Here is a 20,180-nt window from a genome sequence, read left to right on the forward strand (position 1 = left end):
CCCGTTCTGTTGCCGGACGCGGATCGACCCGGGCCGACCGACCCGGCGCCCCGAAGGCGCCCCTGCCCGACGGTTCCGGTCAGTCGTTGCGCCGGGCGTTGACCCGTTCGGCCAGGGCGCTGAGCAGGTCGTTGGCCAGCGGAAGCTTGCGCAGGTCCTCCGGGCCCGGCAGCGGGGCCTGTTCCCGGTCCCCCAGTTCGCGCACCTCGCCGTGCAGCCGCTCCATGGTCTCGTCCAGCCGGTGGGCGGTGTCGGCGGCCGTGCGCAGCTCCTCCAGGAGCTCCTCGGGCACCGCCTTGGCGTACTTGTAGTAGATCTTGTGCTCGAGGCTGGCCCAGAAGTCCATGGCGATGGTGCGGATCTGGAACTCGACCGGCACCTCCACGATGCGGTCCGACATCCGTACCGGGGTGCTCACCAGCAGGTGCAGGCTCCGGTAGCCGTTGGGTTTGGGGGAGCTGATGTAGTCCTTCTCCTCCGTCACCCTGATGTCCTCGTGCCCCGTCAGGAGGTCGCGGATCGTGTAGGTGTCGGAGAGGAAACTGCAGGAGATCCGGATCCCCGCGATGTCGAGGATGTGTTCGGAGATGCTGTCCAGGTCGAGCGGGATCCCGCGGCGGCGGGCCTTCTCCAGGATGCTCGAGGGGGACTTGAGCCGGGAGCTGGCGTGCTCGATCGGGTTGTGGTCGTGGGTGTAGCGGAACTCCTCGCTGAGGATGTTCACCTTCGTCATGAGGGTGTCGATGGCGAACTTGTACGACATGAGGAATCGGGCGACGTCCTCACGCGCCTCGAGCAACGCTTCGGACACGTCCTCCACCACGGCACCCCCAGCACCCCGCACACAGTGTCACGTGACCGCATGTTACCCACCTCCGCGGGGCATGCCCCCGCGGGTGCCCTCCGGGAAGCGGTTCCGGCCCCTACTTCGGGCCCATGGGCAGGCCGCGCCAGATGTGCCGCACCGGCGAGGGGTCGTGTGCGTAGAGTTCGTCGACCTCGTCCCAGACCTTGACCGGGGTGGCCCCGGCACTGACGGGCGACCACCCTGCGTCACCGCCGGTCGCGAAGTCGCGCCAGGCCCCCATGATGCGCCGTGACAGGGCGCGGTGGGCATCGGTGGGGGCCCCGTCGAACAGGAAAGCCCCGAGGTCGGATTCGAGGGTGCCGAAGGCCAGAGGGAGGTCCAGGGCGTGGCAGGCGCCCAGGCGTCCGCCCAGGGCCGGGCTCTCCAGGGCCAGGCGGAACACGTGCGCGCGCCCGCCGGCGGCGGCGTGGGTCTCGGCCAGGCGGAGGGTGAACTCGCCGAACATGGCGTCGCCCATGACGGACACGTACAGGTCGCGCGGGGACAGGGCCGGGTGGACCTCCCGGTAGGCGGCCACCTCGCCGGCTCCGAGGCCGATCCGGGCGGCCTTGCGCAGGAGGGCCTCCTCGTCGTTCACCCGCACGTCCTGGCCGAGCTCGCTGAAGAGCCGGTACTCGTGGAGGTTGTGGCCGGTGAGCAGGTCGATGTCGGAGACGTCCCCGCGGGCGATGACGTCCAGGGGCGCCTCGGGCAGTTCCGGTCCGCCGACCACGGGGGCGAAGCAGGTCAGGGAGCGACTGCGCCGGCCCTGGCTGTCGGTCCGGGTGAGCACCTCTTCGGTGGCGGCGACGATCTTCTCCGGGGGCAGGGCGGCCAGCGCCTCGGCCTCCAGGGGCACGCCGAGGACCTCGGCGAAGCGTTCGGAGACCAGGCGCGCGGTCTCGGTGCGCATCATGTCCCCGGGCGGGCTGTGTGCGATGGCGCGGTGGAAGAGGCCGCGCGCGTCGGGCATGGCCATGAGCGCCGCCACCGATCCGGCCCCGGCGGACTCCCCCGCGACGGTGACGTTGCCGGGGTCGCCGCCGAAGGAGGCGATGTTCTCGCGCACCCAGCGCAGGGCGGCGATCTGGTCGAGCAGGCCCCGGTTGTCGGGGCGGCCGGGCACGTGCCCGAAACCCTCGAAGCCGACCCGGTAGTTGATGCCCACCACGACCAGCCCGGTCTCGGCGAGGCGGGTGCCGTCGTAGGTGGGTTCGGAGGCCGATCCGACCAGGTAGGCACCGCCGTGGATCCACACCAGGACGGGGGCGTTCTCACCTGCGCGGACGCTGCTCCACACGTTGAGGATCAGGCACTCGCGCGGGGTGTCGGGGGTCCAGCCGGCCGCGCCGATGAGCAGCTCGCCCTGGGGCGCCGGGGGTCCGGGGGCCGTGCAGTCGCGCACGCCGTCGAAGGGGACCGGGGGCGCGGGCGCGGCGAAGCGGTGCTCGCCGAAGGGGGCCTGCGCGTAGGGGATGCCCCGGTGGACGACGACCGTGCCGTTGCGCGCGTGGGGCGAGGGGGTGCCCCGCAGGCGGCCGCTGGGGGTCTCCACGGTGAGTTCGGCGTCCACGTGTGTCCTCCCGTCATGGTGTGGGCCACACCACCTAACAACGTTAGGTACGAGGCCGCAAGACCCTGCGGGCCACGACGTGCCACGAGGAACCGCGAACCGGACCGGGTGCACGGGCGTCCGACCGGCAGAGCGGCCCCTACGCTTGGGCCCGGCCCGCCCCGGGCCTCCCCCGACCGACGACACCGCGCCGACGGCGCGCCCCCGAAAGGCCCCCATGCACGCTCCCCTGTTCACCGCCCCCGTCCTGCTGGTCGAGCAGCCGCACCGGCTCCACCGCAGCGAGGGCCACTACGAGGTGGTCGACGAACGCGGCCACCCGCTCGCCCACGTCAACGAGCACATGAGCTCCTGGCGGGGGCTGCGCGGACAGCACCGTCCGCACACCTTCACCATCTACGACACCCGGGGACGCCCGCTCATCACGCTGCACAAACCGTGGGAACGGGGCCGCCCGCACATCCACGTCAGCGGGCCGCGCGGGGAGCGTTACGGCACCATCGTTCAGGACCGTTCCTTCACCGGTTCGCGCTTCCGGATCGACGACCCGCGCGGGCGCCGGGTGGGCGAGCTGCGGGGTGACCGCAAGGGGTGGCGGTACTCGGTACTCGACCACGCGGGTGTGGAGGTGGCCCGGCTCGGCAAGGAGCACCCGGGCCTGCGCGGGCAGTTCTTCACCACCGAGGACCGCTACGCGCTGGAGTTCGCCTACGACCTGCCCTGGCCGCTGCGGCGCATGGTGCTGGCGGCGGCGCTGACCGTGGACGTGCTCCTGCACGAGCAGGAGGCGGAGTTCTACCACTCCCACTACGCCGACTTCCGGCGCTACCCCGAGTACGGGTACCAGCCGCGCCACCACTGGCACCATCCGCGCCGGGGTTACCTGGTGGACCGGCGCCGGAGGGCTCCGCTGGCGCCGCGGTCGTCGTTCCGGGCACCGCACTCCGGTGGGGCGTACGTGCCGCTGCGGGAGAGCGCGCCGCCCCAGGCCGGGTACGCGCCCTACTCCGGCCCGGTGCACGCGGCGCACTCGGCGCCGGGGGTGCAACGTTCGGCGCCGGTCTCTCGGAACACCGCGGGGCCGCGGCGGACCACCCCCGGCGGCGGGGGCGGCGCCTCCAGCGGCGCGGGTGCCAGGCGCGCCCGCAGTGAGATGCAGCAGCGTTCGGCGCCGGCACGGCGGACCTCGGGCTCGGCTTCCTCGGCCTCCCGGTCGGGACCGGCGGTCGTGGGCTCCTCGCGTGCGGGCGGCTCGCGTGCGGGCGGTTCCGGTGCGTCGTTCGGCGGATCCGGCGGGGGCGGTTTCTCCGGCGGCGGTGGTTCCCGGGGTTCTGGGGCCTCCTCCGGGGGCGGGTCCCGGCGCAGCGGCGGGTCCTCGGGCGGCTCCCGCGGAGGCTTCGGCGGGGGCGGCTCGGGCGCGTCCTTCGGCGGCGGGCGTTCGTCCGGTGGCGGTGGCGGTTCCTCGTCCGGCGGGTCCCGCGGAGGCGGCGGCTCCAAGGGCGTCGGCGGCGGTTACCGCAGGTCGGGCGGGGCCGGCGGCTCCTCCCGCAGCGGGGGCGCCAAGAGTATGGGCGGTTCGCGGGGCGGGGGCTCCAAGGGCCGCGGCGGCTCGGCCCGCGGAGGCGGCGGTTCCCGGCGTTCGGGTGGCGGCGGCTCCCGGCGTTCGGGCGGCGGGGGTTCCCGCCGTTCCGGTGGCGGCCGCCGCAGGTGAGCCGTTCCGCCCCGGGGAGCGCACCGTTCCCCGGGGCGGGGCACCGCTCAGGCGCGTTCGTCGGCGACCATCGAGCGCACGGCGGGGGCGACCTCGGCGGCGAAACGCTCCACCTGCTCCACCGAACCGTCCGAGGGGCCGAAGACGAACGTGTCCATCCCGTACTCCAGCACCAGCTCGGTCAGCTGGTCCACCCACTGGTCGGCGGGGCCGTCCAGGAACCCGGACGAGGCACCGCCGGTAATGGTGCCCCACACGTTGTAGACCCGGCGGATCGAGGCGGGGTCGCGCCCCGCCTCGGCCGCGCCCTCGTCGATGAGCGCGTGTTTGCCGGCGAGCTCGTCGGGACCGATGAACCCGGTGGAGGGCACCCACCCGTCCGCGGCGCGCCCGAGCGCCCTCAGCAGGCGGGGGCCGGCCACACCCAGCCAGATCCCCATGTCGTGCACGGGAAGCGGCCCGGGCTTGACCCCGGAGAGCGTGTAGTGCTCGCCGGAGAACCGCACCGACCGCTCCCCCGACCACATGAGCCGGATGATCTCGACCGCCTCCACCAGGGCGCCGGCCGCTTCGCGCGGGGTGCGCCGGGGCCCGCCCATCGCGCCGATGGCCTCCCAGAACCCGCCGGCGCCCAGTCCGAGCTCGAACCGGCCCCCGGAGAGCACGTCGAGGCTGGCGGCGGAGGTGGCCATGACCGCGGGCGGGCGCAGCGGCAGGTTGGCCACGTCGGGGAAGACCCGCACGCGCTCGGTGTGTGCGAGCACCGTGGCCATGAGCATCCAGGTGTCCAGGTGGCGCCGCTGGTAGGGGTGGTCCTGGATCCCCACGAGGTCGAGCCCGCCGCGGTCGGCCGCCGCGACCTGGGCCCACAGGGTCTCCAGGGACCGGGGGTCGGCCTCGGGAGAGGGGAACAACCCGAAGGCCACGTCGCGTCCGTAGTCACCCGTCGTCATCGCTCGCTCCCGCCCGGGGCCGGTTCACTCCTTCGGTGAGCGGTAGACCAGGTCGACGTAGTCGGGGTGGCGTTCGATCCACCCCTTGACGAACGGGCACAGCGGCAGCACCGCCAGGCCGCGCCCGCGGACGTCGTCGAGGGCCTCGCGCACCAGCGTTCCTCCCAGACCCTTCCCCTCGAACGCCGGGTCGATCTCGGTGTGGGTGAACGTGATGAGGTCGTTGGTGAGGATGTACTCGGCGTACCCGGCGACCTCCCCGTCGCTGATGATCTCGTACCGGCGCTCGTCCGGGCGGTTCACGACCTCGGTCGCCATGCGTGGCCCCCACTCGTCTCGTCCAGGCGGGGCCGAGCGCCCCACCCGCCCCATTGTGGCGCCGCCGCGGAGTGCCCACCCCTTGCGGCGCGCACCCCGCCGGACATAGAGTCGCCCTGACATACCGACCAGTCGGTCTAAGGAGAGCTCCATGACTTCCCGGTTCGCCGGACGGACGGCCGTCATCACCGGCGCCAGCCGAGGCATCGGCCTGGCCATCGCCCAGCGGCTCGTGGACGAGGGCGCCCGTGTGTGCATCACCGCGCGCAAACCCGAACCGCTCAAGGAAGCGGTCGAGGCCCTCGGCGGCCCCGAGCACGCCATCGCCGTTCCGGGCAAGGCCGACGACCCCCAGCACCAGGACGAGGCGATCGCCGCGACCATCGAGGCCTTCGGCAGCCTCGACATGTTCGTCAACAACACCGGCATCAACCCGGTCTTCGGGCCCATGATCGAGCTCGACCTGGACGCCGCCCGCAAGATGGTCGACGTCAACGCGCTCTCGGCCATCTCCTGGGTGCAGAAGTCGTACAAGGCCTGGATGGGCGAGCACGGCGGATCCGTCGTCAACGTCTCCTCCGTCGCCGGACTCAAGCCCGCCCCCGGCATCGGCTTCTACGGCTCCACCAAGGCCATGGTCAAGCACATCACCGAGGAACTGGCGGTGGAGCTCGCCCCCGGGATCCGCGTCAACGGCGTCGCACCCGCCGTGGTCAAGACCCGCTTCGCCGAGGCGCTCTACGAGGGCCGCGAGGGCGAGGTCTCGGCCCAGTACCCCATGCAGCGCCTGGGCGTGCCCGAGGACGTCTCCGGTGCCGTGGCGTTCCTGCTCTCCGACGACGCCGCCTGGGTCACCGGCCGCACCCTCGTCGTCGACGGCGGCTCGACCCTGACCGGGGGGCTGTGACATGGACCTGACCGGAACCGGCGCGGTCGTGACCGGCGCGGGCAACGGCATCGGCGCGGCCCTGGCCCGCCGCCTGTCCGCAGCCGGCGCGGACGTGGTCGTCAACGACCTGGACGCCGCTGCCGCCGAGGCCGTGGCCACCGAGATCGGCGGCCTGGCCGTACCGGGCGACGCGGCCTCCGAGGACGGCGTGACCGCGCTCGTGGCCGAGGCCGGGGCACACCTGGACGGCATCGACCTCTACGTCGCCAACGCAGGCGTGGGCGTGGGCGGCGGACCCGAGGCGCCCGACACCGACTGGGACTTCGCCTGGCAGGTCAACGTCATGGCCCACGTGCGGGCCGCCCGCGCCCTGGTGCCGGGGTGGGTCGAGCGCGGCCGCGGCCACTTCATCAGCACGGTCTCCGCGGCGGGGCTGCTCACCATGCTCGGCAGCGCCCCCTACTCGGTGACCAAACACGCGGCCCTGTCGTTCGGCGAATGGCTCTCGGCCACCTACGGCGACCGCGGCGTGGCCGTGCAGTGCGTGTGCCCCCTGGGCGTGCGCACCTCCCTACTGGAGGACAGCGGCGACGTCGGCCAGGCGATCCTGAGCGCGGACGCCATCACCCCGGAGGAGGTCGCCGACGCCGTCATCGAGGGGATGGCCGACGAGCGGTTCCTGATCCTGCCCCACCCGAAGGTCGCCGACTTCTACGCGGCCCGGGCCACCGACACCGACCGCTGGCTCAAGGGCATGCGCCGCCTGCAGGCCAAGGTCGACGGCGCGGCCGGCTGACCCGCGCCCACAACGAGACAGTCCAGAAAGGAGCGGGCGGCCCCGCGGGGTGCCCGAGACGACGATGACAGAGGAACTGCCCGGACTGGACCTGGACCGGTTGCGCGCGTACCTGGACCGCGAGGCCCCCGGGATGATCTCGGGTCCGCTCAGCGGCGAGGTGATCACCGGCGGCAAGTCCAACCTCACCTACACCGTCACCGACGGTTCCGGCCGCTGGGTGGTGCGCCGTCCTCCCCTGGGCCACGTGCTGGCCACCGCGCACGACATGTCCCGCGAGTACCGGGTGATGACCGGACTGCGCGAGACCGACGTGCCGGTGCCCCGCACCCACCTGCTGTGCGAGGACACCGAGGTGCTCGGCGCCCCCTTCTACGTGATGGAGCACGTGGAGGGTGTCCCGCTGCGCACCCGCGAGGAGATCGCGCCGTTCGGGGTCGAGGGCACCCGGGAGATCGGCCGCGACCTCATCACCACGCTGGGGAACCTGCACGCCGTCGACCCCGAGTCGGTGGGCCTGGGCGACTTCGGCCGCCCGGCCGGGTTCCTGGAGCGCCAGGTGCGGCGCTGGCGCAAACAGCTCGACGCCTCACGCAGCCGCGACATCCCCGGGATCGACGACCTGCACGAGCGCCTGGCGCAGACCCTGCCCGAACAGGGCGCGCCCGCGATCGTGCACGGCGACTACCGGCTCGACAACGTGCTCGTCACCGACGACGGCCGCCTGACGGCGGTCCTGGACTGGGAGATGGCCACCCTCGGCGACCCCCTGGTGGACCTGGGCCTGATGCTGGTCTACAAGGAGCACTCGGTCACCGGCGGCCTCTCCCCCGCCACCTCCGCGGAGGGTTTCCCCAGCGCATCGGAGCTGGTGAAGACCTACGCGGCCGCGACCGGGCGCGACGTGTCCCGCCTGAACTGGTACGTGGCCTTCGGCTGCTTCAAGCTCGCGGTGATCGCGGAGGGCATCCACTACCGGCACAGCCAGGGTCTGACCGTGGGGGCCGGTTTCGACACCATCGGCGAGGTGGTCCCGCTCCTGGTCGAGCGCGCCCACGCCACACTGCAGGAGGACTGAATGGACTTCGCACACGACCCCGCGACCGAGGAACTGCGTACCAAGCTGCTGGCCTTCATGGACGAGCACGTCCACCCGGCCGAGGAGGTCTTCGCCCGGCAGATGGCCGAGCGCGAGGACCACTGGTCGGTGCCGCCCGTGGTGGCCGAGCTGCAGGCCGAGGCGCGCCGGCGGGGCCTGTGGAACCTGTTCCTGGCCGGCCACCCCGAGCACGGGGGGCTGTCCAACCTGAGCTACGCGCCGCTGGCCGAGATCACCGGCCGGAGCCCGGGGCTGGGGCCGAACGCGCTCAACTGCGCCGCACCCGACACCGGGAACATGGAGGTGCTGACGATGTTCGGCACCGAGGAGCAGAAGAAGCGCTGGCTGGAGCCGCTGCTGGACGCCCGGATCCGTTCGGCGTTCGCGATGACCGAGCCGGAGGTGGCCTCCTCCGACGCCACGAACATCACGACGAGCATCGTGCGTGAGGGCGACGAGTACGTCATCAACGGCCGCAAGTTCTACATCACCGGTGCGCTCAACCCGGCGTGCGAGATCTTCATCGTGATGGGCAAGACCGACCCGGACGCCCAGCGCCACAAGCAGCAGTCCATGGTGCTGGTGCCGCGCGACACCCCGGGCCTGCGGGTCGAGCGCGGGATGCACGTGTACGGCTACGACGACAGCGACCACGGCGGGCACGCCGAGGTGGTCTTCGACGACGTGCGGGTGCCGGCGGAGAACCTGATCGGCGGCGAGGGCGAGGGCTTCGCCATCGCGCAGGCCCGCCTGGGCCCGGGCCGGATCCACCACTGCATGCGTGCGATCGGGATGGCCGAGCGGGCGCTGGAGCTGACGTGCCGCCGGGTCCTGGACCGGACCGCGTTCGGGCGCCCGCTGGCCGACCAGGGTGTGGTGCGCCAGTGGATCGCCGAGGCGCGGGTGGCCATCGAGCAGCTGCGGCTGCTGGTGCTCAAGACCGCCTACCTGATGGACACGGTGGGCAACAAGGGTGCCCACTCCGAGATCCAGGCGATCAAGATCGCGACGCCGCGCACGGTGGAGTGGATCCTGGACAAGGCGGTGCAGGCACACGGCGCCGCAGGGGTGAGCCAGGACTTCCCCCTGGCCCGCTGGCAGGCGAGCGTGCGCACGCTGCGCCTGGCCGACGGCCCCGACGAGGTGCACCTGCGCTCCCTCGGCCGGGCCGAGCTGCGCAAGTACCGGTAACCGCCGGCCCTGCTCTCCCGCGCCCGCCCCGGCCGCCCGGGACGGGCGCGGTGTTCGTGCCACCTCCGATGCCCGGTGGAGCGCTTCGGAAGGCTGGTCGAGCACGGCCGGAGCCCTCTCGGTAAGCTTCCGCTCGGAACCGACCGGAGGAGGCGCCGATGCCCCGGACCTTGATCGACCTCAGCCACGAGATCGACCACGGGATGAGCACGTATCCGGGGCTGCCCGGGCCCGAGATCTCCGACCACCTCAGCCGGGACACCTCCCGGGAGCACTACGACGCAGGGACCGAGTTCCACATCGGCCGCATCTCGATGGTCGCCAACACCGGCACCTATCTGGACACACCCGCGCACCGCTACCCCGACGGCCACGATCTGGCGGCGTTGCCCCTGCACGCCGTGACCGACCTCCCGGCGGCGGTCGTGGCGACGCGGGACCGCGCGATCGGCCCCGAGACCCTGGACGGTGTCGAGGTCGAGGGCGCGGCCGTGCTGTTCGCGACCGGGTGGGACCGCCACTGGGGCACCGAGGGCTACGGCGCGTCCGAGCACCCCTTCGTCACCGGGGAGACCGCCGAGCTCCTGGCCGAGCGCGGTGCGGCGCTGGTCGGGATCGACTCGGTCAACATCGACGACACCACTGGCGGCACGCGGCCCGCGCACTCCGCGCTGCTGGCCGCGGAGATCCCGATCGTGGAGCACCTGACCGGGCTCGAGCAGCTGGTGGGCCGTTCGGCACGGTTCTCCGCGGTGCCGCCGAAGATCCGCGGGATGGGCACCTTCACGGTCCGTGCGTTCGCCGTCGTCGACGCCTGAGCACGGCCGTACGGGTCAGCCGGCGGTGATGGTCTGGTCCCCGTCGGAGATCCAGCCGATCCGCCGCAACAGGACCGCGAAGACCCAGGCCAGCAGCGCGGGGACCACGAAGAAGAACGCCGCGATCAGACCGAGCACGTAGGGCGAGGTCCCCATCGTGTTGAGCGTCATGATCGGCCCCACCAACCCGGACGTGCCCATCCCCGCACCCGCGGCGTTGTTCTCCAGCGCGAACCCGACCGTCGCGATCGGGGCGGTGACCGCGCCGGCCAGCGTCGGCGGGATCAGGATCCGGGGGTTGCGGAAGACGTTGGGGATCTGCAGCATCGACGTCCCCAGCCCCTGCGAGACCAGACCGCCCCACCCGTTGTCCCGGTAACCGGCGACGGCGAACCCGACCATCTGCGCGGCGCACCCCACGGCCGCGGCGCCCGCGGCCAGGCCGCTCAGGTCGAGCATGACCGCGATGGCCGCCGACGAGACGGGCAGGGTCAGCGCCAGGCCCATGAGCACCGCGACGAGCACGCTCATGAGCAGGGGCTGCTGCTCGGTCGCCCAGGAGATGAGCCCGCCGAAGCGGCGCAACCCCGCGTCGATGACCGGCCCCGCGACCCAGGACACGGCGAAGCCGGCCCCCACGGTGGTCAGCGGGGTGAGCACGATGTCGACCTTGGTCCGGCTCGACACGAGCTTTCCGGCCTCGGCCGCCACCAGCGCCGCCAGGAACGCCCCGGCCGGGCCGCCCAGTTCGGCGCCGGCCGCCCCGGTCGCCACCGAGGAGAACAGCACCAGGGGCGGCGCACCCAGGGAGTGGGCGACCGCCACACCGATCGCCGGGCCCATCATCGCCATCGCCAGCTCGCCGACCTCGACCAGGACGCCGACGCCGGTCTGCTCTCCGGCGGTCTGCAGGATCAACCCGATGATGAGCGACGAGAACAGGCCCAGCGCCATGGCGGACATGGAGGTGATGAAGTAGGTGTGCAGCGACGGCCGTACGCCGCTGGATGCGAGAAACGCCTTCACGAGGATCCCTTGGGTGGTCTGCGCTGCGTCGCAGCCGGGTACAGCCCGCCCATCTTGCCACCTGCGGCCGGCCCCCGCGTCCCCCGGGTCAGCCGGTGTGCGTCAGCGAGGAGAGCAGGTCGGCGAAGTGCCGTCCCACGTCCGCGCCGGTCAGGGGCCCGCGGAGGGTGCTCCTCCCTCGGGCTCGAGGCGCTCCATCAGGGACGGAACGACCCCGCCCTTGGCCAGGATCTCCCTCTCCGACGCGGTCTCCACCGCCAGGGAGACTGATACGTCCTCCTGTCCCCCCGAGACGGTCACGACCCTCACGCGCATGTCCGCGTCCGGCCCGGCCATGATCTCGGCGACCGGTACCTCGACCCGGTCCCCGGACGCGACCCGGTCCAGGCCGTCCGACGCCGGTCCCGTGCGGACCAGCGGCAGAATACCCATACCGATGAGGTTGGTCCGGTGGATCCGTTCGAAACTGCGGGCGATGACGGCACGGACCCCCAACAGCTTCTGCGCCTTCGCGGCCCAGTCGCGTGAGGAACCGGTTCCGAACCTCTCGCCCGCGATGATCACCACCGGTGTTCCCTCGGCCGAGTAACGCTGTGCGGCTTCCCAGACAGTCACCGTCTCCCCGCTCGGCGCGTGGACCGTGTGGGCGGTCGGGGCTTCCGGCGCCAGCCGGTTGGTCAGTGCATGGTTGTAGAAGGCACCGCGGACCATGACTTCCCAGTTGCCCCGGCGCGAGGCGAACACGTTGAGGTCGTCCCGGTCCTCACCACGCTCGACCAGGAAGTCCGCTACGAAGCTCTCCCGGGGGATCGCGCTCGCGGGTGAGATGTGGTCGGTGGTGACGTCGTCGCCCAACACGAGGAGGGGGTGGGCAGCGAAGGTGCCGGACGGAGCGCCTACCCGGTCCTCCGCGAACGGTGGCGGCCGAAGTACCGTCGAGCGCGGATCCCACGGGAACCGGGCGCCCGGCGGGGCATCGACGGCCTCCCAAGCCCGGTTCCGCGCGGCTGATCGGAACTCACGGCCGAAATCCTGTGCGTCGAGCGCGACCGAGAGCAACTCGTCGATCTCCTCGTGACTCGGCCACAGGTCGGCGAGTCCGATCTCCCGACCGTTCCGAACCGTGATCGGTTCGCGGGTCAGGTCCTGGTCGGCGTCCCCGGCCAGTGCATAAGCCACGACCATGGGCGGGCTCATGAGGAACCCCGTGTCCAGGTCGGGATGCACCCTTCCGGGAAAGTTGCGGTTACCCGAAAGGATCGCGACCGGGCGCACGCCACCCCGGGCCTGCGCGCGTTCGATCTCCGGGGTCAAGGGACCGGAATTCCCGATGCAGGTCGCGCACCCGAAACCGACGATGTCGAAGCCCGTCTCGGAGAGGTCCTCGGACAGGCCGGCCCGTTGCAGGTAGGACGCCGCCGCGGGTGATCCCGGGGCCAGGGATGTCTTCACCCACCGCTTCGGAACCAGACCGTACTCACGCGCCCGCCGGGCGAGGAGCCCGGCCGCGATGAGCATCCGGGGGTCAGTGGTGTTGGTGCAACTGGTGATCGAGGCCAGCGCCACCGGGTGGGTGGGGAGGTCGCGCTCGCGATCGGCACCGGGACACGGTGCCGGGTGGTTGGCCAGCGCAGCCGGGATCGCGCTGATCGGCAAGTGGTCCTGGGGCCTCTGCGGGCCCGCCGCGCTCGTACTGATCGCGTCCATGTCGATCCGTACGGTTCGTGTGTACTCGGGGGTGGCGTCGGGATCACCCCACAGCCCGGCTTTCCTGCAGTAGGCCTCGACCAGGTCGATGTGCTGGTGACTGCGACCGGTCAGAGTCAGGTATCGCAGCACCTGCTCGTCAACCGGGAAGTAGCCCGTGGTGGCACCGAACTCCGGAGCCATGTTCGCCACTGCTGCGCGTTCGCCCACGGTGAGTGTCGTGACGCCGGGGCCGTGGAACTCGACGAACGCCCCCGTCACCCCGAGGGAACGCAGCCGTTCGGTGACCACGAGGGCGAGGTCGGTGGCCATGACGCCCGGACGGAGGCGCCCGTGCAGTTCGACCCCGACGACGTCGGGGATCTGCAGGGACGTGGGCATCCCGAACATGACGGTCTCGGCCTCCAGGCCTCCAATGCCCCACCCCAGCACGCCCAGCCCGTTGATCATCGGCGTGTGGCTGTCCGTTCCCAGCATCATGTCCGGGTGGACCGTTCGGTGCCCGCTGCCCCCTCGGGTCTCGACCACTGTGGCCAACTGCTCCAGATTGATGGTGTGCATGATCCCGGTTCCCGGGGGGTTGATGTGCACGTTGCCCATCTCGCGGGCGGCCCATTTGAGGAACCGGTAGCGCTCTCGGTTGCGCCTCACCTCTTCGCGGACGTTGAGGCCCGCCGCGTCCTTGCGGCCGTAGACCTCCACCGCCAGGGAGTGGTCGACGGAGATCTCGACCGGCAGGGACGGACTCATCGAGGCCGGATCTCTCCCGCCCCGGGCCAGGCGGTCGCGCATCGCGGCCATGTCGACCAGGGCGGGCGTGCTGGTGGTGTCGTGCATCAGGAGCCGCCCCGGCGTGAAGCCGATCTCGACGGTGCTGGAGCGGTCGGTGATCCAGTCCCTGATCGCCCCGACCATGCGCCGGCGGTCATGTGCGGACGCGCACCTGCTGACGTTCTCGGCGAGCAACCGGAGCACGAACGGCCACCGCTGCCAGCCCGGACCGAGCACGCGCGGGATGTCGACCATCTCCAAGAGATCCCCTGCGTGCTCGAGTGTCGTGATCGGGCCGTCCTGTGAGCGCGCCAACGTCGACCTCTTCCTGCTCGGGATCAGAAGTATATTTTATAATCTATACCTTCCGAGTGCACACTCGGGCACTCCGGGCCACCCACCCTCACATCGGCCGATTGACACCGAGCTCACGCCCTCGTGTAGCCTGCCTCACATAATCCATATTTTATATTCTATGTCCTCGCCTGTGGCCACCAGCGCAGGGCCAGGTCATCCCTTTGTCCCGCCGACATGCCCCTCGGCCCCCGGACCTTCCCAGGCCCGCCCCCGACCGCGCCCGGCGCCGGCGATGCCGACGCGAACCAGAAGGAGATCCCCGTGGAGGACACATCCGCACTACTGACCACGGTCGGGCTGTGCGTCATCGGATCCACGGTCGCCCTGCTCATCTGGGGCAGGCTGCACCCCATCGTCCCTCTCGCCCTCACCCCGGCCGTGGGAGCCCTGTTGGCCGGTTTCAGCACAGCTGAGATCGGTGAGTTCTTCTCCTCCGGCCTGAGTCAGGTGATCGAGGTGGCGATCATGCTGATCTTCGCCATCGTCTTCTTCGGGATCATCATCGACTCGGGCTTGTTCAATCCGCTCATCCGGGGACTCATCCTGGCCACCCGGGGCAAGGTGGTGCTCGTGGCGATCGGCACCTCGCTGATGGCGATCGTCGCCCATGTCGACGGGGCCGGCGCCAGCACGTTCCTGTTGGTGATCCCGGCGCTACTGCCTCTGTACAAGGCACTGAACATGAGCCGTTACCTGCTTCTACTGCTCGTGGTCATGAGCGCCAGTGTGTTCAACATGATCCCTTGGGGAGGCCCGCTGGGACGCGCGGCGAGCGCCGTCGACGAGGACGTCATCGAGCTCTACCAACCGTTGCTCGCGGTCCAAGCGATCTCGGTCCTCCTCATCGTGCTCTTCGCCGCCTACCTGGGCACCAGGGAGAAACGCCGGATCGCCGCGGCCGTCTCGGCCGGGGACCTCCCAGCACAGGAGGGCGTTTCCGTCCGGCGCATCGCGGACGACTTCTCGGCCGAGCGCGAGAAGGAGGCACAGCAGCTCGGGGGCGACGTGCGCAGGAACCGCACCGTACTGACCATGAACGCCGTCCTACTGTTGACCGTGGTGACCGTGATGATGGCCGGCCTCGTTCCGCCGGCCCTTGCCTTCATCCTGGGGGTCGCCGCCGCTCTCCCCTTGAACGTCCGCACGGCCCAGGGACAGATGGAACGGGTCAGGGCCCACGCGCCCGCCGCGCTGATGACGACATCGATCCTCTTCGCAGCGAGCATCTTCCTCGGGGTCCTCAACGAGAGCGGCATGCTCGCCTCCATCGCGACTTCCGCGCTCCTGGTCGTCCCGGAGGGCGTGGGGCCGCAACTGCACCTCGTCGTCGGGTTCTTCGGGGTGCCTTTGGATCTGCTGACCAGCACCGATGCCTACTACTTCTCCCTACTCCCGCTGGTGGACGCCACCGCCGGGGAGTTCGGAGTGGACACGACCTCCACGCTGTACGCCATGCTGATCGGCAACGTGACCGGTACTTTCATGAGCCCGTTCACCGCCGGTACCTGGCTCGCGGTCGGGCTGGTCGGCGGCCAGATCGGCAAGCACATCCGTTATTCTTTCCTGCCGCTGTGGTTCATGAGCATCCTGCTGATCCTCGTCGCAGTCGCCCCCGGAGTGATCGGACTGTGAGAAGAGGGCAGAATTGATGGCTCCGCGTCCTCGGCTGTGGATCGCGCTCCTGTCCGCCATGGCGCTGACCAACCAGCTCTCGGTGAACATCGTCAGGCCGGCCACCACGTACAAGGTCGACGAACTCGGCGGGGACACCACCGTGGTGGGGCTCATCGCGGCCGCCTATGCGGTGGTGCCGCTGGTCTCGGCGATGTCCGTCGGCCGGCTCGCGCAACGCCTCCCGGCCCTGAGCGGCCTGATGGCGGGCGGTTTCCTCACCATGCTGGCGGGGGCCGCCGCGATCGCCCTCTCCCCCGCTGTGTGGGCCATGTTCGCCGGAACGGCCCTGTTGGGGTTCGGGCAGTTGGTGTTCACCATCGGCGGCCAGTCAGCGGTCGGCCGGATCGCGGGCGAGCGCCGGCTCGACTCCGGTTTCGGCTGGTTCACCGCCGGTGTCTCGGCGGGCCAGATGCTGGGGCCTCCCACAGCCGGTTGGATCATGGTCCGCCCCGATTCCGCCCCCTTTCCCGGTGGGAGCGACGCGGCCATCGCCTTCGGCGGTCTCGTCGTCCTGCCGGCCCTGGCCGTCCTCGCGGCGTCGGTGCTGCGGTCCCACAAGGGCACAGGAACTGCGACGGGCGGGGCGTTCCCGACGAAGGGTGTCCCACACGGTTCCGGCCCCGGTTCCCGGCCCGAACACGTCAGTGCCCGGCAGATTCTCCGGCGTCCGGGCGTGGGCTCGCACGTGGTCGCCTCTTCCGGACTCCTCGCCCTGACCGACATCCTGGTCGCGTTCGTCCCCCTTCTCGGGGAGGAAGCAGGCCTCTCCCCGGTCGTGGTCGGCCTGCTGCTCGCCATGCGAGGGGTGGGGTCGCTGCTCTCGCGTGTACTCCTCGGGACGCTGACCGCCCGTGTCAGGCGGGAGACGTTACTGACGGCAAGCCTGGTCTGCTCGGCGGCGTCCTTCACCGCCTTCCCGTTCACACTGGGCCATCCGGGGGCCGCGGGCGTGCTGATGGTGATCGGAGGGTTCTTCCTGGGGTTGGGACAACCCCTCACCATGTCCCTGGTCGCCCTCGCCGTCCCACCGGGATGGCGTCCGCCCGCCTTGGCGCTGCGTCTGGTGGGCAACCGGCTCGGTCAGGTCGTCGTCCCGGTCGCGGCAGGAGCGATCGCGGCTCCGGCCGGCCCCGCTGGAGCGGTGTGGCTAGGAAGCGGTCTCCTCATGGTCTCGGTGGCCGAACGGCGGTTGTCACCGGGCCGCCGGAAGGGCGAGGAGATCTGAACCGAGCACAGGAAGGTCGTACAGCATATAAAGTACAGGTTGTTGAACCTCGGTACCGACCATGCGGACATAAACCCCGTGTACAGCAGCACGGGCGCCCCAGGGAGAAAACCATGCCACCGCCCACCTGGACCAAAGCCGGTTATGCCTACGAACAGGTCCGTCGGCGCATCATGGCGGGCGCCCTCGAGTCCGGCCAGACACTCCCTCTCGGACAGCTCACGGAGGAGTTCGGCGTGAGCATGACTCCGATGCGTGAGGCCTTGCGCAGGCTTGACGCAGAGGGACTGGTCGTCATCGACGTGCATCGCAACGCCCGGGTGGCGGCGCTCTCGGCAGAGGAAGCGGTGCACCTGTTCGAGCTGCGGGAGAAGCTCGATCCGATGGCAGCTTCACTCGCTGCCGAACGCCGTTCCAAAGCGGATTCCGAGCACATCCGCGCCACGCTCGACCGGATGCAGCCCTTGGAGGACGAACACGACCTCGATGCGTTGGCTGCTCACCGCGACTTCCACCGTGCCGTCTACCGGGCTTCCCGGAACCCGCTGCTCATCGAAACCCTCGAAGGGCTCTGGGACAAGGCGGACCGGTACCGCCAGCTGGGGATCGCCTCCCTGCGCGACGACGAGGACGACCGCGCGCGTGTCCACCGCGAACACACGGCGATCGCGGAGGCCGTCATCGGCGGAGACGCGGAGACCGCAGAGCAGGAAATGCTCGCCCACGTGAGGGGGAGCCTGGGACGGCGGGCCATCGGCGTGTTGGACCCGGCCACGGAGAGGGACAAGAGCTAGCCGGTGTGCGTCAGCGAGGAGATGAGCAGGTCGGCGAAGTGCCGTCCCACGTCCGCGCCGGTCAGGGGCCCGTCCTCGCGGTACCAGGTGCTGAGGTGGTGCACCGAACCGAAGTAGAAGTCCACGACGAGGTCGGCGGAGACGTCGCTGCGGAAGGTCCCCTCGGCCTGGCCCTGCTCGATCATGGAGCGGAAGTGCTCGTGGTACTTGCGCCGCTCGGCCCGCACCGTGCGCTGCTTCTCCTCGCCGAGCTGGTGCATCGACCGGAAGAAGATGACGGTGTCGTCCAGGTTGTCGACGCTGGTGACGATCACGTCGACCGCCGCGGCGTGCACCCGTTCGGTGACGGGTTCGGGCCGGCCGGAGATCTCCACCAGGTGGTCGGTCTGCATGCGCAGCACACGCGCGTAGACCTCGTAGAGCAGGTCGTCCTTGGAACCGAAGTAGTGGTACATGGCGCCCTTGGTCACGCCGGCGGCCGCCACGATCGCCTGCACGGAGGTGCCCTCGTAACCGCGCTCGGCGAACAGCCGGGTCGCGGCCCTCAAGAGCCGTTCGGGCACCGGTCCCGTCGCGGTGCCGTTGCCGTCGTCCTCGCGCGCCTGTGCCATCTCTTGCCTCACCTCGTGTCCCCGCCCCGTCGCGGGTCCTCGTGTGCCAACCGTGCCAGCATACCGACCGGCTGGTACCCGAGGTACCCGCTGCACGGGAGCGTCGGAACACACCGGGTTGCCGACCGCGGCCGCCGGGCCCTCCCTTCGTGGGAAGGCCCGGCGGTACCGGCGGGCTCAACGCGGGGCGGTGTCCACCCACACGGCCCGGTCGGGTCCGAGTTCCCCCGTGTGTGCGGGGTCGCTGTGCAGCAGGGGTTCACCCTCGGGCAGCGGCAGGGGCTGCGTTCCGAGGTTGACCGCGCACATCAGGCTGCCACGGGTGAACCGCAGCAGGTCGGGGTGCTCCGGATCGCCGTGCCACTCCAGGTCCCCGGCGCCCACCCAGTGTGCGCGGCGCAGGGCGATGGCGCTGCGGTAGAGCGTGAGCACCGAACCCTCGCCGTTCTGCTCGGAGGCGGCCAGCTCACCCCACAGGGCGGGCTGGGGCAGCCAGGGTTCGGCCGAACCGAACCCGTACCCGGGCCGGTCGGCCTCCCAGGGCAGGGGCACCCGGCAGCCGTCGCGGCCCTTGAGCTCGCCGTCGCTGCGGTGGTACATGGGGTCGTCCAGGGCGGCCCCGGGCAGGTCGGCGACCTCGGGCAGCCCCAGTTCCTCACCCTGGTAGACGTAGGCCGACCCCGGCAGCGCCATGGTCAGCAGCACCGCGGCGCGGGCGCGGCGCAGCCCCAGTTCGTCGTCCACGGGCGGCTGCGTGCCACCGGAGTGCAGCCACGCGTTCTGGTCCACGTCGCGGGGCAACCCGTAGCGGGTGCGGTGGCGGATCTGGTCGTGGTTGGACAGCACCCAGCTGGGCGCGGCCCGCAGCCCTTCGAGCCCGGCCAGGGACCGGTCGATGGTGGTGCGCAGCTCGCGGGCGTCCCACGGGCAGCGCAGGTAGAAGAAGTTGAACGCCTGGTGGAGTTCGTCGTCGCGCACGTACAGGGGCAGGCGGTCCAGGCTGACCCCGGCCTCGGCCACGGCCATCCGGGGCGGGTCGTAGGAGTCCAGGAGCTTGCGCCACTCCCGGTGGATCTCGTGCACCTCGTCGCGGTCCCAGAACGGGTGGTCGTCGCCGGCCGGGGGCGACATGAGTGGGGCGGCGTCGTTGCCGTACGTGGGGCGCAGCGGTTCCTCGAGGTCCTTGAACATCCCGTGGGCGACGTCGACGCGGAAGCCGTCCACACCCGCGTCGCACCAGAACCTCAGGGTACGCAGGAAGTCGGCGCGCACCTCGTCGTTGTGCCAGTTCAGGTCGGGCTGCTCGCGGGCGAAGATGTGCATGTACCACTGGCCGTCGGGCACCTGTTCCCAGGCGGGCCCGCCGAACTTGGACTGCCAGTCCGAGGGGGGCTGCGACCCGTCGGGGCCGATTCCGTCCCGGAAGACGAACCGGTCGCGCTCGGGCGACCCGGGCGGGGCCGCCAGGGCCTCCTGGAACCAGGGGTGCTGGTCGGAGCAGTGGTTGGGCACGATGTCGATGATGATGCGGATCCCGCGTGCGTGGGCGGCCTCCACCAGGGTGCGGAAGTCGTCCATGTCCCCGTACACGGGGTCGACACCGCGGTAGTCGCGCACGTCGTATCCCCCGTCGGCCAGCGGGGAGGGGAAGAAGGGGGTCAGCCACAGGGCGTCGACCCCGAGGCCCTCGAGGTGGTCCAGGCGTGCGGTGATCCCGGGCAGGTCACCGACCCCGTCACCGTCGGAGTCGTGGAAACTGCGCACGTAGATCTGGTAGACCACGGCGTCGCGCCACCAGTCGCGGTCGGGCACGGAGGGAT

Annotated in this window: 17 protein-coding genes; 9 read left to right on the top strand and 8 right to left on the bottom strand. The window is 71.1% G+C overall.

Features of this window, described 5'->3' with window-relative positions; all coding sequences use genetic code 11:
- Window positions 1-79 precede the first annotated feature (79 nt).
- Both IDM40_RS13050 and IDM40_RS13055 read right to left on the bottom strand, forming a co-directional pair.
- On the bottom strand, window positions 80-763 hold the full coding sequence (locus IDM40_RS13050; RefSeq protein WP_193122394.1) for a GTP pyrophosphokinase: 684 nt from the start codon (window positions 761-763) through the stop codon (window positions 80-82).
- Window positions 764-923: 160 nt separating this feature from the next.
- A complete protein-coding gene (locus tag IDM40_RS13055) occupies window positions 924-2,420 on the bottom strand; it encodes a carboxylesterase/lipase family protein (RefSeq protein ID WP_193122261.1) in 1,497 nt (498 codons plus the stop codon).
- Between the two features lie 217 nt (window positions 2,421-2,637).
- Between IDM40_RS13055 and IDM40_RS13060 the strand changes: the two genes are divergently transcribed.
- Complete coding sequence (locus tag IDM40_RS13060; RefSeq protein ID WP_193122262.1) at window positions 2,638-4,131, top strand: LURP-one-related/scramblase family protein; 1,494 nt, start codon at window positions 2,638-2,640, stop codon at window positions 4,129-4,131.
- 47 nt (window positions 4,132-4,178) lie between these two features.
- Here IDM40_RS13060 and IDM40_RS13065 read toward each other — a convergent pair whose 3' ends face one another.
- Together IDM40_RS13065 and IDM40_RS13070 are read right to left on the bottom strand one after the other, a co-directional pair.
- Window positions 4,179-5,084 carry an LLM class flavin-dependent oxidoreductase gene (locus IDM40_RS13065; RefSeq protein WP_193122263.1) on the bottom strand — a complete coding sequence of 302 codons (906 nt, stop codon included), beginning with the start codon at window positions 5,082-5,084 and terminating at the stop codon, window positions 4,179-4,181.
- A 24-nt stretch (window positions 5,085-5,108) separates the two neighbouring features.
- Window positions 5,109-5,456 carry a GNAT family N-acetyltransferase gene (locus IDM40_RS13070; RefSeq protein ID WP_328807018.1) on the bottom strand — a complete coding sequence of 116 codons (348 nt, stop codon included), beginning with the start codon at window positions 5,454-5,456 and terminating at the stop codon, window positions 5,109-5,111.
- Between the two features lie 97 nt (window positions 5,457-5,553).
- On the opposite strand from IDM40_RS13070, the gene IDM40_RS13075 reads away from it, so the two are divergent.
- From IDM40_RS13075 to IDM40_RS13095, 5 genes are all read left to right on the top strand, one after another.
- The gene (locus IDM40_RS13075) at window positions 5,554-6,309 is read left to right on the top strand and encodes an SDR family oxidoreductase (RefSeq protein WP_193122265.1); all 756 of its coding nucleotides are present in this window, start codon (window positions 5,554-5,556) and stop codon (window positions 6,307-6,309) included.
- 1 nt (window position 6,310) lies between these two features.
- The gene (locus IDM40_RS13080; protein WP_193122266.1) at window positions 6,311-7,087 is read left to right on the top strand and encodes an SDR family oxidoreductase; all 777 of its coding nucleotides are present in this window, start codon (window positions 6,311-6,313) and stop codon (window positions 7,085-7,087) included.
- A 64-nt stretch (window positions 7,088-7,151) separates the two neighbouring features.
- Window positions 7,152-8,165, top strand: coding sequence for a phosphotransferase family protein (locus tag IDM40_RS13085; RefSeq protein ID WP_193122267.1), 1,014 nt, complete (start codon window positions 7,152-7,154; stop codon window positions 8,163-8,165).
- Window positions 8,166-9,377, top strand: coding sequence for an acyl-CoA dehydrogenase family protein (locus IDM40_RS13090; RefSeq protein WP_193122268.1), 1,212 nt, complete (start codon window positions 8,166-8,168; stop codon window positions 9,375-9,377).
- A 158-nt stretch (window positions 9,378-9,535) separates the two neighbouring features.
- Entirely contained in the window at window positions 9,536-10,195 is a 660-nt protein-coding gene (locus IDM40_RS13095) for a cyclase family protein (RefSeq protein WP_193122269.1), read from the top strand.
- Window positions 10,196-10,210: 15 nt separating this feature from the next.
- Here the strand turns inward: IDM40_RS13095 and IDM40_RS13100 are convergent, their stop codons facing one another.
- Complete coding sequence (locus IDM40_RS13100; protein WP_193122270.1) at window positions 10,211-11,221, bottom strand: PTS transporter subunit IIC; 1,011 nt, start codon at window positions 11,219-11,221, stop codon at window positions 10,211-10,213.
- 150 nt (window positions 11,222-11,371) lie between these two features.
- On the bottom strand, window positions 11,372-14,014 hold the full coding sequence (gene acnA / locus IDM40_RS13105; protein ID WP_216630732.1) for an aconitate hydratase AcnA: 2,643 nt from the start codon (window positions 14,012-14,014) through the stop codon (window positions 11,372-11,374).
- A 303-nt stretch (window positions 14,015-14,317) separates the two neighbouring features.
- On the opposite strand from acnA, the gene IDM40_RS13110 reads away from it, so the two are divergent.
- The 3 genes from IDM40_RS13110 to IDM40_RS13120 all read left to right on the top strand — a co-directional run bounded on the left by IDM40_RS13110 (window position 14,318) and on the right by IDM40_RS13120 (window position 17,749).
- On the top strand, window positions 14,318-15,688 hold the full coding sequence (locus IDM40_RS13110; RefSeq protein ID WP_216630733.1) for a CitMHS family transporter: 1,371 nt from the start codon (window positions 14,318-14,320) through the stop codon (window positions 15,686-15,688).
- A 16-nt stretch (window positions 15,689-15,704) separates the two neighbouring features.
- On the top strand, window positions 15,705-16,955 hold the full coding sequence (locus IDM40_RS13115; protein ID WP_193122272.1) for an MFS transporter: 1,251 nt from the start codon (window positions 15,705-15,707) through the stop codon (window positions 16,953-16,955).
- A gap of 113 nt (window positions 16,956-17,068) precedes the next feature.
- Complete coding sequence (locus IDM40_RS13120; RefSeq protein ID WP_193122273.1) at window positions 17,069-17,749, top strand: GntR family transcriptional regulator; 681 nt, start codon at window positions 17,069-17,071, stop codon at window positions 17,747-17,749.
- On the opposite strand, the gene IDM40_RS13125 is transcribed toward IDM40_RS13120, so the two are convergent.
- Together IDM40_RS13125 and IDM40_RS13130 are read right to left on the bottom strand one after the other, a co-directional pair.
- Window positions 17,746-18,360: a TetR/AcrR family transcriptional regulator gene (locus IDM40_RS13125; RefSeq protein WP_193122274.1), complete on the bottom strand. Its 615-nt coding sequence runs from the start codon at window positions 18,358-18,360 to the stop codon at window positions 17,746-17,748. The genes IDM40_RS13120 and IDM40_RS13125 overlap by 4 nt on opposite strands.
- Before the next feature lie 177 nt (window positions 18,361-18,537).
- Window positions 18,538-20,172 (bottom strand): glycoside hydrolase family 13 protein, encoded by a 1,635-nt coding sequence (locus tag IDM40_RS13130; protein ID WP_193122275.1) that lies wholly within the window; start codon window positions 20,170-20,172, stop codon window positions 18,538-18,540.
- Between the last annotated feature and the right edge of the window lie 8 nt (window positions 20,173-20,180).

This window comes from Nocardiopsis coralli, assembly GCF_014892575.1.
In the GTDB taxonomy this organism is placed as follows: domain Bacteria; phylum Actinomycetota; class Actinomycetes; order Streptosporangiales; family Streptosporangiaceae; genus Nocardiopsis; species Nocardiopsis coralli.

Coding starts and splice junctions, on each gene's coding strand:
- IDM40_RS13050 (WP_193122394.1), bottom strand. CDS start 763: ATGTCGTACAAGTTCGCCATCGACACCCTCATGACGAAGGTGAACATC.
- IDM40_RS13060 (WP_193122262.1), top strand. CDS start 2,638: ATGCACGCTCCCCTGTTCACCGCCCCCGTCCTGCTGGTCGAGCAGCCG.
- IDM40_RS13065 (WP_193122263.1), bottom strand. CDS start 5,084: ATGACGACGGGTGACTACGGACGCGACGTGGCCTTCGGGTTGTTCCCC.
- IDM40_RS13070 (WP_328807018.1), bottom strand. CDS start 5,456: ATGGGGCGGGTGGGGCGCTCGGCCCCGCCTGGACGAGACGAGTGGGGG.
- IDM40_RS13075 (WP_193122265.1), top strand. CDS start 5,554: ATGACTTCCCGGTTCGCCGGACGGACGGCCGTCATCACCGGCGCCAGC.
- IDM40_RS13080 (WP_193122266.1), top strand. CDS start 6,311: ATGGACCTGACCGGAACCGGCGCGGTCGTGACCGGCGCGGGCAACGGC.
- IDM40_RS13085 (WP_193122267.1), top strand. CDS start 7,152: ATGACAGAGGAACTGCCCGGACTGGACCTGGACCGGTTGCGCGCGTAC.
- IDM40_RS13090 (WP_193122268.1), top strand. CDS start 8,166: ATGGACTTCGCACACGACCCCGCGACCGAGGAACTGCGTACCAAGCTG.
- IDM40_RS13095 (WP_193122269.1), top strand. CDS start 9,536: ATGCCCCGGACCTTGATCGACCTCAGCCACGAGATCGACCACGGGATG.
- IDM40_RS13115 (WP_193122272.1), top strand. CDS start 15,705: ATGGCTCCGCGTCCTCGGCTGTGGATCGCGCTCCTGTCCGCCATGGCG.
- IDM40_RS13120 (WP_193122273.1), top strand. CDS start 17,069: ATGCCACCGCCCACCTGGACCAAAGCCGGTTATGCCTACGAACAGGTC.
- IDM40_RS13125 (WP_193122274.1), bottom strand. CDS start 18,360: ATGGCACAGGCGCGCGAGGACGACGGCAACGGCACCGCGACGGGACCG.